Source organism: Paenibacillus sp. P5_B5, assembly GCF_056400365.1.
The window spans coordinates 70,035-83,564 of record NZ_JBFULK010000017.1 but is presented as its reverse complement, the minus strand read 5'-3'; the positions used below and the strand labels follow the sequence as shown (position 1 = coordinate 83,564).

Sequence of the window (13,530 nt, the reverse complement as noted above, 5' to 3'; positions counted from 1 at the left end):
TATTAGGCACGCCGCCAGCGTTCGTCCTGAGCCAGGATCAAACTCTCCATTAAAGTGCTCATCAACCGAAGTTGACTTGCTATAATTAGAGCTGATTGCTCAAAATTTCTTGCTAGCTTGTCTTGATCACTTACGCCGAAGCGCTCGTTTTCTCAACGTTTTGAGGTTAATAACCTCTTGTATGATATTTTGCCTTCGCGGGCAAAAATCACTTTTTCTTCACTCGTTGTTCAGTTTTCAAAGGACAATTTGTTGTTTGTGTGTCTCTTATTACCTACGAGACAACTTTTATATCATACCATTTCAGAAGGCTTAATGTCAAGAACTTTTTTAAATTCTTTTTTTTGCGAATCATTCGTTTAACCGATTGTTTCATTCATACATTAGCGCGTCTTCCGAAGCGACAAGGAGTATCATAACAAATAGATATACTTTATGCAACACTTCTTATACAACCAATTTTATACAGCTCGTTTTATACAAGCTTGTTTATTTCATGATTGTTTTCTACCGATTATCCGTCGTCCTTGAACGGATTGGCTTTTCTAATGCGTACATTTCATCATCCAGTGAGCCCATCTTTTGCTCTATCATTGTGCGAACATCTGATATTGCTTGATTATAAACATAGGGAGACAGCTCTTTTAACATAAAGTCTAACAGGTTTTCAGCAGCTAAATCTCCTATTACTTCAAAACGTTCAGTTTGAAAATAATCCTGGATGCTAGATACAATTTCAAGCTTATGTTCTCTTGGTAGTTTGTTTGGTAGCAAGGTATTCCCTCCTTATTGGGTCCTTCAATTAGTATGACTATGAGTTACAACTAATAATATACGAGAATCATTAGTAAATTGCCATCGGCTATTTATTGTACTTCTTACTACTTGTTTGATAGTCTAGTATTTCTTGGTCCTAAATTGCTAGAAACTCTATCTCTATCTAACGCTTCTTTTAAGGCCTCATTACAATATATTTTTATACAAGTACCTGCTTTGGCATCGATAAGTACATGGATAATGGGAACATCATACTCTTGTACTAACCTTGTATATAAATCAATATACCGTAAAGACAATGATTTCTCCACTTCAAAAGGTTTAGACACTTTTTCAATTTCACCAATTATACAATCGGACTGTTTATCAAGTTTAGCTATATTTACAACGTGGACTTTATTTGTACCAAAAATTTCATCCCAAACAGCAGTTGATTGTAATAGCGGTGCCCTTCCAGCAAGCTGTCTCACTAAATTCACTACTACCATTAATAATCTGTGCAAAACAATCGCATATATAGCACTCAACAAGAAGCTAACACCACAGCTAATCATTATAAATTGAACCAGATGAATGGGATCATTTGCATAACCACTCAAACTATTTAATGTCCAAGTTACAGGGCGAAAGGTTGAAATAATCCATAAAGTAAGTGCAGTTACAGGGAACCAAGCAATTAATGATAACACTCCAAATTCAAGCACAGAGTATCTTCGTACAGATGTAACTCCCATAAGTTGAACCCAAAAGTACATCATGATCCCAGGCAACACAAATATAATTATTGAAAGAAGAGTATCCATTAAATAAATCACCGCCTAATTACTAATTTCTGCATAGCTTAATAAATCCCTTCTAATCCATAATTAAACCATTACAATGTATAATGCTTAGCCTCATCATTTCCTACATATTCACACTTTTTTCCTTTTTTTTCGATCCGAAATGCTTTCTATTCATTGTACCCCAGGAATAGCGTCCCTTTCTAAATTTAAAGATGCCTTCAACGCGATAAAGTATGGTAAGCTGCCGGTAACCCAAATTCTCGATTAAAGCGAACAATACCAATAGCATCGTTTCCTTAAAGGATGAATATTTACGAAATGTGGTCTGCTCCAATAATATACTGCCCAAGGATAACGTAGTCCCTAATAAGAATGCAATAGCAATAAATATCATAAAACTATCAAACTGCAATAAACCAAACAGGTATGCTAACGGTATGATGATGTAACCAAGAGATTCGACAATTGGGCCGACTAATTCGAATATCCAATAATAAGGAAGTGTTAACATACCAATCGTGCCGTATTTTGGGTTAAACAACATCGTTCTATAGTTAAGTAACGTATCGAATAAGCCAATTTGCCATCTTCTGCGCTGAGCCCTTAGATCCTTTAGGGACTCAGGAGCTTGGGTCCAACAGATCGGGTCCGCCAGAAACTGTATTCTGTATTTTTTCTTCTGGTCTTTCATGAATTTATGCAGTCTTACGATGATATCCATATCTTCGCCAATTGTATTCACCTTATATCCACCGCAGTCAATAACAGCCTTCTTATTAAATGCTCCAAATGCGCCGGAAATAATCAAAATAGAATTCAGCCTACTGAGGCTGGTGCGACCCGTAAGAAAGGCACGGATATATTCAACGATCTGAAAGGTAGCGATTTTGCTTTTAGGAAGGTTCATCTCCATAAGTTTACCATCTTTGATTATGGATCCATTGGCAATCCTAACAATTCCGCCCACAGCTACCGTTTCCGGTTTTTCAACAAATAACATGGTAAGCTTGATAAGTGCATCATTTTCTAGTATAGAATCCGCATCTATACATGCAAAGATAGGATATATAGAAACATTAATTCCAGCATTAAGTGCATCCGCTTTACCGCCGTTTAATTTATCTACGAATATTAATCGCTCATATTCATTGTTACGGTAAATTCCGAGCACTTCCTTCGTAGCTAAGCTTTGCATGACAGGTTGAATTACTTTTTTTAAGTTAAACTCTTTTATTATTTTCTCTTTTGTAGAATCATTCGAACCATCATTCACAATGATAATTTCGTATTCATAATAATTTAAGGCAAGCAGCGATTTAATATTGTCCACAATGGTCTTCTCTTCATTATAAGCAGGTACAACAATAGAGATCGGAATCATATTTTTTGATTCAACATACCTTTTGTAATCTGATACTTTCATCTTCTTGAAATAACTAAATATGTCAAAAAAAGCGATGAGCATCTGGCCATTGTAAAACGTATATATTCCAATTGTATACAGCATGCAAAATTCACTAAAATAAATGATGAGCATTCGAAGTAGATACATTTATATGAAAACCATCCTTTATCTTACCGTATTTTGATCACATTAATTCAATCACACTGACAAGTGCTTCCCGTGCATACTGATCATCACCGTTAATAATTTCAAAAGCGTATTCCTTCCCTCCCGGAATGAGAATAAGAGTATTTGCGGCATTATGTCTTACCCACCAAACACTATCCCCGGTGCTTTTCCCTAGAGCTGTGAAGCTATTGCTCGTCCCAATCTTCTCTAGACTTTTGGCCGCGGCAGCTCTGACCTCCCAATCTTTATCCTCTAGCAAAGGAATAATATATTGTTCATCAGCCTGATCTTTAAGTTCACATAACGCTCGTATAGAGGCTATCCGGAGGTTCTTATCATCACTCTTCACATGATCAATATAGTACGGTCTCAAACCTTCAATTCTATAATTAGCCGTGGCCTTTATTAAAATCCCTTTAATATAATCATCACTCAAATTAAATGTTCTTTTGAATAAATCTTCGATCGAACCATTGAACACTGAAATAATCTCAATAATTGCTCTGGAGGAAATGTAAATATTCTTGGAATCATTCGTGAATATTTGTACTAATCCATTCGTATCACCAAGCTTTGATAGGGCAAGCAATACATTATAAATCACATCGTTATTTTTTGAAGAAATAAGTTTAAGAATATAGGGTTCCGTATCTTTAACTATTAATTCTCCTAAGTGCCGACAGGCTAAAGACTTTATATTATCACTCTTTGCATAAAGTCTTTTTACTAGGAATGCTTTAATTCCTGTACCTTCGTAAAATTCCATTAACCGTTCCTGATTGTCTTCAATAAAATCATGACCATAATTAATAATGATATTAATCAAAACATCTTTTTTTCCAGCACTTCTTCTAACATAAGCATTTATCTTTTCAACAACTTTTTGTTTTATGTCGTTGTCTGTATTGAAGTAGGAATAAACCATTTCTTCTAACTGCCTTCTTACTTTCTTTGTGTTTAATTCACGGAAGTAGCTGTAAAACCAACTACAAATAACAGCTATTAAGAAGAATGAGAATAATCCCGCTGATATTTGTAATAACAGCATTGCTTCTCTTGTCATATTTCCCCTCCACCAAAGAATGTTTTGATCTTCTCATAACTCTTCTTATGACGTGAAACGTAACTGGGTACTTTCCAGGTGTTCCACGTAAACGTTTTGTAGCCTGATGAAGTTATGCTTTCAGGAAAGTGGTAATCAACATTTAAGGTTGCTCTATCCATAATGATCAATGAGACTACTATACCGTCCGTCATCCTTACGGTAAGCGTATCTTTAGTGTCCTCGATTACACCTTTGTTCTTATCATCATTTAAGACCAGCAAGCTTGACGGATCTGTGAAATTCAATCTTGCCCAAGGAATTCTTATATATAACGTATTGCCTTCAAAATAGAAATGGTTACTACTCTCTTCAAAGCTTCCTGGAACCAAGGTGGAGCCATCCTCATATTTCGCCGAAATCGTTTCACCTGCAAGGGTTTTATACTCGATCGAGAGCTTCCGAAGCATTCTTTCGAAAATGCCAGAAGTAGACACCGAAGTAAAGTATGATCCTTTGCTTACATTATAATTGGGTACGACCAGTAATTCAGCTTCCTGCTGATTGCGTATGTTGATGTTAAACTCTGCACCGGACCAGTTCTCATTGACATCAGGGGCTAACATATATTCACCATTTTTTCTATCCACAGTGTCCAGATATATCATGATGTTTTTCTGATTAAAGTCTGGCAGCTTACTAAAAGTGGCTGTTATATAGAAATAGGATTCGTTAGCTGTATACGCTATGGTTTGTAATGGATCAGAAGCTCGTAAGGACATCGCATACTTTTTGGGTGTTGGAGATTCCAACGCTAAGATGCCATAATTTTGAGCAGGATCAACCCTATTATGCCACTCACTTCCTTGGTTATAAGGGATCATCAATGATGATGTGAACCTGCTGCTCTTTCCCCATCCGTCAGCCCATTCATAAATTAGACCGCCCATGCTGCCGCTGTCTTGGATTATGTTCATCATCGCAACAATGCCCTCCCCTTGTTGTGATTCACTATTCTGACCGTCCTTATAGTCAACAGCGGCTATCTGCGACGATCCCATGCTTGTAGAAAGCCCGAATTCGCTAATTAATACCGGATATTTCTTTTGAGTCTTCATAAAATCATTCAAGTATTGTTTGTAGCCTGCATATGAAGGCTTTGCAAGATCGGTCTCACCCGTCATAAACCCAGGATGATCAGGAAAGATATTGTAAGCACCAAAAAAACCGCTTATAACCTTACTTGAAATATCAATATTATTAATGTCAACCGAAACCACATCATCCAACCTATCGGGGTTTGAATTAACATGGTGTAGAGTGTCCAGCTCCGGGATGCTGACTACTGCTACAGGGTGCTGCATATTGTAATTTTGTTGCTCATACTGATAGATTTCATCGCTTACCGATGCTAGCCATGACTCGGTCGGCGTTGCGTTGGGGCCAGATGAAACATACTCTCCTTTATACTTGAATGCGTCATTAGCAGCATCCGTTGCCGTCACATGACTTGGGCTCAAGCCAGGGTCAGCAAAGTACCCTAATAAATAGCCGGAAACATCATTCATGTATAAATCAGAGTCTTGTCCATCATTGATGTTCAGTCTAGCATTCCCATGAATGGCGTTAATGGTATCTTCAGTTGCCTTGTCGTAAGCTTCGTTGTATCCTTTATCAAGGAAATTTCCAGATGGCGGCTCACTGTTTGGCGATATGTTCTGAAAAAAGTAAAGCTTCTTATCCGGATAATTTGAATTATAAATATCCAGCGCGCGGTAAAACCCGGCAGGCATCAAGGTATATAAGCGAATGCTATTAGCATTCATCGCCCCGATTTCCTCAAGCCATTGCATATATATGGTAGGCTCATCCGGAAAGCTTCCTTGGGCAACACCTGGTAATGCGGTGCCTATATTAACACCCTTAATATACATATCATTCCAAACACCATCTTGATAAACAGCGAACTTATTATTCGCAATCTTGGACACAAGCTGCGTACCATCTTGAGTGATCTCTGTTTCAGCTTTAAATGTCACACTTTCATCTAAGGGCTCCACATCTTTTAAAATCTTTGACATCAACGGCACATAAAAATTCCAATAAAAATAGGTATTGTCCCCCTCGCTATTTACACTGAAAATTCTATATAACGCAGCGGCACCCTGAAAATATTTTATCTTCTCATGCTCTCTGTAGTCACTGAAATCACCTGCAAAGTAATAGGACTTTTTATTGACCGATGTATTCGCAATGATTGCAGGGAATTTACTATTCAGCCCTAGACGCTTCAACTGATCCTTGCCTGCTTCTGTCACATTCAAATCGTAGGATGCGATGACCGATTCATCATTGGCTGGCTCAACAATTTCAAACCAGTTATAGTAATCAATCGTTCCCGTATTGTATACCTTAGCATAATCCTCAGACATAGATAGCTGGATAGATTGTCCTGTAAAATCCTTGCCGCGCTCAAGGATTATGATTCGATCATTGCCTGCTATCACGATTCCCCCACCCGATAAACTCCACTTCTTACCGTATTGTTGTTCATAGATCATTCTGATCCAATTCGGAACATCCTCTATAGAGGATAAGTCGGAGAAAAACTTGCCTGCCCATCCTGTAAAATGAACTCCAAATATGCCTTCTAACTCCCTCGATACGTTTAACTTCGTAGGATCTCCCGCAATATTGTATTCACCAATGACGGTCGTACCCTTGGCATAACTAGTTGTAATGAAGCTAACCTCATCTACTGTCAAACCTGAAATCCCCTTTGGTTCAACGCCATTCACTTTTGAATTACCTGTTCCGTAGGCATCCGATATATAGATTAGATCAGGTACATGTGTTGTTTTCTCTAAAGATCTTCCCACTAGTTTCCCATTAGAGAGGAAGTTTCCATAGTAATCTTTTTTACCATCATACGCTTTATCTGTGGCAGGATTATTGATACGCAGATAGCTTGTAAGCCAAAATAATCCACGCTGCTTGCTGTAATCTAATTCTGTTATTTCACCGTTTGCAGTCGAACCAACCGGGAAGGTTTTATTTATAACAATCATATCAAGGTTTGTTTTGGGGGAAACGAACCATATGATAAAAGGTGCGATTCCCCCGATTAATAATGCTATAAAAATGATATATCGAATTTTAATCGGTCTTTTCTTCATTCTTTACTCCTCGTTGTTCCAGTTATTCATTGGGTCAATCGAAACCCAAAAACCCTTGTTGTAGTATGAAATAAGATGGCTTTAGTCTTTCATGGAATGTGGGCTGTTCCCATTCCTTCCAATCATATTCCGTCATGGTGAGATTTTGAGCACCCTTTGTAATGCCTTGTTTTATATTTTCTACTCCAAAGCTCAAGCCTTTTACCTTTAATCCAGTTATTTTTCCACGAGCATACATATCATCAATGACATATTTCTTGGAGGGATCCATCACGTTGAGCAGCTGCCATGGAATTCTAATTTCTACTTTTCCATTAATATGATAGAAATCACTTAAGGAATTAAAATCAGGGCTGTCCGGATTTGTTATCCCATATTTGAGAAGTCCTGTTTCATATCCGGTAAAAGGAATTTCCGTATTTTGCACAGGAACAACTAATTGTTTATTTAAACTAAGCCTAATAGGGTTAAAAAACCCTGTGTTCTTGTTGTGAAATGACGGCACTGTCTCAATGAGATTTGTTTGAACCGCATATCTAAAATAATAATTATCGTAATAGGCATCGACTAGAACGTGGGAGTCATTGGGTCCATGGATTTTAACGACAAAGTCTGCATCCTTGCCAAACGTTGTGTCATATTGCGGAAAACCCGTATTTCCCTGATCATCTATAGTATCGATTGGTATTAATAACGTATCCTTGTCAAAGTCGTAATTCTTAGCATCTATCATCAGATAAACATAACCTTCATCACTTTTAACGTATAGTTTAGTATTATCGTCTGAATACAGTAGTGTATCGTCTTTCCACTCATCAAACACACCATCAATATAACTGACACTTTTCTCGCTCCCGGGGTCAAGCGCCAACAGGCCAAAATGCTGCTCATTTGTCTGTGCATTAAGCCAGTATGGACGTGAATCAGGCATATCAAGATCATTGTTGTTCCACGTTCTCTTAAACCATTCATCCTGCCACGAAAAGACTAACCCGCCTGCTAGATTAGCAGAGTGAATATCATTCATCATGCTCAGCAGCATGTCACCTTGTGTACTCTCATCTATGAACCCCTGATTGAAGCCTGTTATTCTGTTTTCATGCGCCTTACCACGTGAAGCTGGAATACCGAACTCCGATATCAAAACAGGCATCGAATGGAATTTATTAATCTCCTCTAAATAAGCTAGATAGGGATTTATTTTACCATTCATATCTTTGTAGTTAATATAATCAGTCTGATAGCTGAAGGTATCGGGGTAATAAGGATAAACATGATAAGATGCAAACATACCGGGTTTATAGCTATCATGCCATTTAATATGCTCTACGTTCACTTCAACAAGATCCTCGTTTTTATAGGGTTCGTTCGGATGCTTCAGTGGATCCGTTGTTACCCAATTCGAAAATGCTACCGGACTTTGCATTTTGTATGTTGTCGTTTCGTAATCGATAAGCTTGTCTCCCACTTCAGAAAGAAATACCTCAAAAGGTGATGCATCTACCGTATAAAGATATTTGCCATTATAATTGTTGCGTTGAGGGTTATTTTCATTCGTACTTACTACAAAAGACGGCTCCCATTCTATGCCTAGAATCCATCCGATGACATACTTCGAAACATCCGATGTATAATTACCGTCTGCATGTCCTTTATTAACGGGTAAATAGCTATTTCCATGTAAAATATCAATCGTATCCTTAGCGGTTGCAATCATATCATTTAATATTTTGTCATCATTACCAAAAGAATCATCGATCGTTGCTATATCGGTTTCATTAATCCAAACCCCACTGAAAATATAGATAGGCTTCTTACCATTTTCTTCAGCACTTCGATTGAAGTCATATAGAGCATTATAAAATTGAGGACGTTGTATCGTGTAAACTCTGATTGTGTTTGCATTCATTTCGGAGATATAACCAAACCATCTATAATATTCATCATATGTAATAGCAACTTCTCCTGGGAAAGCTCCTGGTTTTCCGGCACCCAAATTTACACCCTTCACAAAAATTTTATTCCACTGACCATTTTCTAAAACATAAAAAGCATTCTTATCAACCTTACTTACATTCGTTACTGTATCCTTTATGGTAGTTGTGGTGTTTTCGCTTGCTTTATCTCTGTTTGGTAATATAAACAATACCGAAATGGATATAATTAATAAAAATAATATTATAGAACTAATAATATACCTTATTTTACCTATCTTCATTTCCTATCCGCCTCCCCGCACATCGTTATAAGCACCGATTTACTCGAATGTCCATTGAAATAATACGACAAATTTATACATTATACGACATATACGAATGATACCATACCACACCACACCACATATAAGGTAAAATTGAGTCATTTACAATAAAAAGGAAGTAAATAGCTACGTCCCTTTTTCGTTCTAAACTCCCTTGCCTTGCTAGATACTCTTCCTTTTCTTTCTAGGAGACTATCTAAAAATGCTATTAAAATCTTCATTATAACCGAAAAGGGCTTATTCTTAAGCACGTATCGAACTTAATCAACTTATAATAATGTAAGATGAGATGATGATGGAGATGGAGGAGATCCGTCGATGGAAACGAAGGGGCAAATACTGCTTGTCGTCACTGGAATTATTGTTGCAGCGTTCATACTCAATATAGGTACTGAAGAGCAACCTCCAATCCCCGTGGCAGAATCAACTAGTGGTATTCTAAAATGAGGGTGAGGGGAAATGGCGGGAGGTAATAATAACGGTAAGAATGGAAAAAACGGCAAACAGAACAAAGCAGCTTCAACCGCACTTTCTCCTCAATCATTAGCTGTCATAGCAGCGTTAATTACCAAGGCACTAACTGTTGATTCTGTCCTAATTGCCAGAGATCAACATATTGAAGTACTACTGGTTGGATCATTTAAGAAGGGTGCACCTAATACGATGGATGAAATGACAGTAGGGGAATTGATCGAGTTGTTGCAGAGTGCTAAAGCCACACAAGTTTAACAAGGCTATATTACCTGCGTAATACAGCCTTGTTATAGTTGTGTCCAGATTCTATTGCAGCTTCATAGACAGTGCGCGCGATAAGGTGACCTATCCAAGTAGCAGTACCTGCATATTCTCTCAATCGCCCACGACCTGTAGCAGCGACTACAATTGCATCAGTCGTTGTTCCAGTAGCTATTCGCTCTACCTGATTCATATCTTTGACACGAACTCCTAGATCCTGTAATGCCGCTGCCTTAGCCTCTGTAGCTGTTATAATACAATTTGCCATTGCATTATCGGACAAGTTAGCGTCAATTAAGATAATCATATTAATTGTGCCTGGAAAGAGCTCCTCTGGTTTACGTTCCATACCAGCCCTTGCTGTGTTACCAAGTCCCATCGTAACCCATGAGCAGACACGTACATCATCATCTTCATGAACACTATCGGGCTTTCCATTAGATCTTGGGGGGTAGGTCAATGCTTTATAACCATAATCATGTACATATGCTGCAGTTAACATCCCGGCAACTTTGTCTGAATCGTATTGCTCAGTTTGTAGAAAGTGATCCATTTCTTCAATGGGATCTGCACAATCATAATTCTTATCAACATGACGATTCATGATGTAGTTATGGTAGCCAAAGCCTCCGCCCCATAGTGTCGTATTTAGTGTCCGAAGTGGCGTTTCACTTGATAACAGTAAATAAGATCCATTTGAGCCTGAGATATCGACTTGTTGCATTGAAATTCCTTGAATATCAATAGCATTCATACTCACTCTTACAATCCCCTACTCTCTATCTTTGCAACGTATTATTCAGGAAGTGTCCATTCTTTGGGGCGCTCTGCCGTAAATGGTTGAAATACATAATTTCGATCAAGCTTTAGCATCTTACGATTCGCCTTACGAATCATCACTTGAGAATCATCCCATGCAACTACAATTCCTTTGACATCATTACCAGGGTCCATATCACGAATTACTCTAAGCAAGGTCCCTTCCTGTCTATATAAATCTAATTGTTCTTCACTAATCATATAATCCTCCAAACCTCCATCAACAATAATCAACACATACTACATAACTTACATAATCAACATATACTACATAACCTACATGAATATACAAAAAGACCTGTAACCCTACGTGGGCGCACAGGTCAACTGGGTATAATATCAAGATACATATTCCTTCGATTCAAACCAATAATCGAGTACCTTGGAAGACATTACTCTTTGTTTGACATAATCGACTTGCTGACTCGAGAATTGATCTTCCCAATCTACCAAAAGCTCCGAACAAACTTTAACAATTGTGAGCAGCTCTGACCAAGCAACATATCGTTTGTACCAGAAAAATTGGGGATGTTCAATCATATAAGGATATAAGTCATCGAACTCTGTATGCTTACAATCGAGCGCACGTTCAAAATGTGTCTTAGCTTCAGATAGCTTAGTTATAAAATAGCTCTCCGAAATTGTTTCATTCATGATATTCGGGTGCCTCCTCTCATTAGCCATTAAAATCATTATAATGTAAAAATCAAAAAGACGAAAGGTCATCATTCCATTTCGATTTGCCCATTATTTAGCGACAGAATTCTCGCTAATGAATAAACCTCATAACCCATCTCACGAATGGAGTCGCCCCCTGGCTGGAACGCTTTCTCAACTGCAATTCCAACACCAAGAAGCTTCGCTCCCGCTTTATCTATGATTCGAATAATTCCACGCGCAGCATCACCATTAGCAATAAAATCATCAATCAACACCACTCGGTCATCTTTATTCAAATAATTAGCTGACACAACGATATCCGTTACGATTCCTTTTGTGAAGGATGGAACTCTCTCTTCATAAACGTTAACATCCATAGTCAGTGTTTTTTTACGTCTTGCAAACACAAGTGGAACCCCTAATTCATAAGCAGTTGCAAAAGCAATTGTAATTCCTGATGATTCAACAGTTAGTACTTTTGTTGGTTTATCTGATTTATATCGTGCTGCAAACTGCTTGCCCATAGCCATAATTAGCGCTGGATCAACTTGATGATTCAGTATTGCATCAAGCTTAAGCACACCATCAGAAACAACAATGCCTACTTCTTTAATCCGTTCTTTCAATATATCCATTTGGGTTCCTCCTATAAGCTTTTACTTCTCATTACTCCGAATTTGATGAGCTTGAGCCATATAAATTTTGTGTCAATAAGGTAAACTAGCATCTTAAGCATTATGAGTAAAGTTAACATACTAAACTTGTAGGTATCAAGCACCAATTTTTTAATTTTAACACAAATTTAACGAAACTATTTAGCTTTAATAGGTGTCTATATATATGGAGAGTGTTAAAATAGAAGCACAACATATGGCATACATAGAGAGAGGGTTAACGGGGATGGATAAACAAAGGAAATTATTTACTGTTTGTGCAGTAACAGTTCTATTAATGATAACGCTAATTAGCTGCGATAAGAAACAACTTACAACCTCTGAAGCACCGACGCTAGTTCCAGAAGAAACGATACAACCTACTGTAAACGCGAGTGAAACTGAACCACCAGCCAAAGAAATTCCAGGTGACGTTACGACTAATTCAGTTAAACCAGATACGCCGGTCATAGAGATTATCAAGCAATCAGCGCAACCTACGCCTACTATTAAACCAGAGGTCGCATCTAAAGACACCTACAATCTAACTAAACCAACGTTAATGGGGCTGAAATTAGAAGCTAATAAATCAACGGTATTAACTAAATTCGGAGATCCTACATCTGAGCATAAGTTAGAAGATGACGGTGGCGTAATTAATGTCATGGAATATGATGATTTCTCAGTTGGGTTTAATTCAGAGGCTAAAATCGAGTTTGTGGAGATTCAATCCAATCAGATTGACCCAGGTCTAGGAGGAATCAAGGTCGGTAGTAAAACAAGTGATGTCTTTACTGCACTTGGTAAACCAACCTCTAATAGCTCTTATGTCATTACATACGAATCATCAGGAGCCATACTTAAGCTAGATGTCGATATCGACAAAGATCAGATTTTATCTATTAAACTATTTCCTGATAAATGAGTCATTTAACTGCCACTAAGTTCATAACTTGTACCAATAGGTAACTGCTTGACCATAGTGTCAGCTGAAGAATCTACCTACGGTGACAAGTAGAGAAACACATCTATGTCGAGCACAGACAGATG

At 37.8% G+C, this 13,530-nt stretch carries 13 protein-coding genes; 3 read left to right on the top strand and 10 right to left on the bottom strand.

The genetic code is table 11. From position 1 onward, the window contains the following. Positions 1 to 507: 507 nt before the first annotated feature. From AC1DOK_RS20075 to AC1DOK_RS20050, 6 genes are all read right to left on the bottom strand, one after another. Complete coding sequence (locus AC1DOK_RS20075) at positions 508 to 774, bottom strand: DUF2164 domain-containing protein (RefSeq protein WP_477556097.1); 267 nt, start codon at positions 772 to 774, stop codon at positions 508 to 510. Between the two features lie 107 nt (positions 775 to 881). Then, positions 882 to 1,580: a hypothetical protein gene (locus AC1DOK_RS20070; protein WP_477556096.1), complete on the bottom strand. Its 699-nt coding sequence runs from the start codon at positions 1,578 to 1,580 to the stop codon at positions 882 to 884. A gap of 103 nt (positions 1,581 to 1,683) precedes the next feature. Then, positions 1,684 to 3,099 (bottom strand): glycosyltransferase family 2 protein, encoded by a 1,416-nt coding sequence (locus AC1DOK_RS20065; RefSeq protein WP_477556095.1) that lies wholly within the window; start codon positions 3,097 to 3,099, stop codon positions 1,684 to 1,686. A gap of 52 nt (positions 3,100 to 3,151) precedes the next feature. Further along, complete coding sequence (locus AC1DOK_RS20060) at positions 3,152 to 4,198, bottom strand: HEAT repeat domain-containing protein (RefSeq protein ID WP_477556094.1); 1,047 nt, start codon at positions 4,196 to 4,198, stop codon at positions 3,152 to 3,154. Beyond that, the gene (locus AC1DOK_RS20055; protein ID WP_477556093.1) at positions 4,195 to 7,353 is read right to left on the bottom strand and encodes a hypothetical protein; all 3,159 of its coding nucleotides are present in this window, start codon (positions 7,351 to 7,353) and stop codon (positions 4,195 to 4,197) included. Before AC1DOK_RS20055 ends, AC1DOK_RS20060 begins: the two co-directional genes overlap by 4 nt. Positions 7,354 to 7,387: 34 nt before the next feature. Then, complete coding sequence (locus AC1DOK_RS20050; RefSeq protein WP_477556092.1) at positions 7,388 to 9,571, bottom strand: family 2 glycosyl transferase; 2,184 nt, start codon at positions 9,569 to 9,571, stop codon at positions 7,388 to 7,390. A gap of 360 nt (positions 9,572 to 9,931) precedes the next feature. Here AC1DOK_RS20050 and AC1DOK_RS20045 point away from each other — a divergent pair, with 360 nt between their 5' ends. Together AC1DOK_RS20045 and AC1DOK_RS20040 are read left to right on the top strand one after the other, a co-directional pair. Continuing rightward, positions 9,932 to 10,060, top strand: a complete 129-nt coding sequence (locus AC1DOK_RS20045; RefSeq protein ID WP_477556091.1) for a hypothetical protein — start codon at positions 9,932 to 9,934, stop codon at positions 10,058 to 10,060. Between the two features lie 12 nt (positions 10,061 to 10,072). Next, positions 10,073 to 10,342 (top strand): hypothetical protein, encoded by a 270-nt coding sequence (locus AC1DOK_RS20040; RefSeq protein WP_477556090.1) that lies wholly within the window; start codon positions 10,073 to 10,075, stop codon positions 10,340 to 10,342. A gap of 10 nt (positions 10,343 to 10,352) precedes the next feature. On the opposite strand, the gene AC1DOK_RS20035 is transcribed toward AC1DOK_RS20040, so the two are convergent. The 4 genes from AC1DOK_RS20035 to AC1DOK_RS20020 form a co-directional block, all read right to left on the bottom strand. Then, positions 10,353 to 11,102, bottom strand: a complete 750-nt coding sequence (locus AC1DOK_RS20035; protein WP_477556105.1) for an adenosylcobinamide amidohydrolase — start codon at positions 11,100 to 11,102, stop codon at positions 10,353 to 10,355. Positions 11,103 to 11,143: 41 nt separating this feature from the next. Then, on the bottom strand, positions 11,144 to 11,368 hold the full coding sequence (locus tag AC1DOK_RS20030) for a hypothetical protein (RefSeq protein ID WP_477556089.1): 225 nt from the start codon (positions 11,366 to 11,368) through the stop codon (positions 11,144 to 11,146). A gap of 138 nt (positions 11,369 to 11,506) precedes the next feature. Further along, the gene (locus AC1DOK_RS20025) at positions 11,507 to 11,824 is read right to left on the bottom strand and encodes a hypothetical protein (RefSeq protein WP_477556104.1); all 318 of its coding nucleotides are present in this window, start codon (positions 11,822 to 11,824) and stop codon (positions 11,507 to 11,509) included. Between the two features lie 68 nt (positions 11,825 to 11,892). Then, entirely contained in the window at positions 11,893 to 12,462 is a 570-nt protein-coding gene (locus AC1DOK_RS20020) for a xanthine phosphoribosyltransferase (RefSeq protein WP_477556088.1), read from the bottom strand. A 205-nt stretch (positions 12,463 to 12,667) separates the two neighbouring features. Between AC1DOK_RS20020 and AC1DOK_RS20015 the strand changes: the two genes are divergently transcribed. Then, positions 12,668 to 13,405: a hypothetical protein gene (locus tag AC1DOK_RS20015; protein WP_477556087.1), complete on the top strand. Its 738-nt coding sequence runs from the start codon at positions 12,668 to 12,670 to the stop codon at positions 13,403 to 13,405. The last annotated feature ends 125 nt before the right edge of the window (positions 13,406 to 13,530 follow it).